Raw genomic sequence first — 432 nt, 5'->3', positions numbered from 1 at the left:
GTTATTATCAAGACCCGTAACCGAATACGCTGTAGTTTCTACCGGCGAGAGCCAGACGGTGTTACCGGTAGCAGCGGTGTTCCATGTGTAGCTATTGGCTCCGGAAGCGGTCAGGGTTACGCTCTGCNCAATGGGTTAACGGTGAGGACAGCGGCTGCCGAGGTTACACTATTACAACCACCTGTTACAACCAGCGAATATGTCCCCTGATCAGTTGTGGCAACAGCGGGTATGTTCAGGGTTGTTGTTGTCTGACTGCTTACAGGACTTCCGTTCAGATACCACTGATAAACGGCTCCTGCCCCCGTAATGCTTACCGGTATACTGATACTACTTCCCACACAGGCGGCTGTCGATGCTACCGGCTCTCCGGCTATGGCTACCAGTTCATTGACCGTAAGACTAAAGGTACTGGTAGTCAGGCTCCCGCAA

1 protein-coding gene is annotated in these 432 nt (G+C 52.7%); it reads right to left on the bottom strand.

From position 1 onward, the window contains the following. Positions 1–116: 116 nt before the first annotated feature. Positions 117–341: an immunoglobulin domain-containing protein gene (locus BLX24_RS32485; protein ID WP_445422172.1), complete on the bottom strand. Its 225-nt coding sequence runs from the start codon at positions 339–341 to the stop codon at positions 117–119. Between the last annotated feature and the right edge of the window lie 91 nt (positions 342–432).

Source organism: Arsenicibacter rosenii (assembly GCF_001870735.1).
GTDB lineage: Bacteria > Bacteroidota > Bacteroidia > Cytophagales > Spirosomataceae > Arsenicibacter > Arsenicibacter rosenii.
This window is presented reverse-complemented; position numbering and strand designations above follow the sequence as displayed.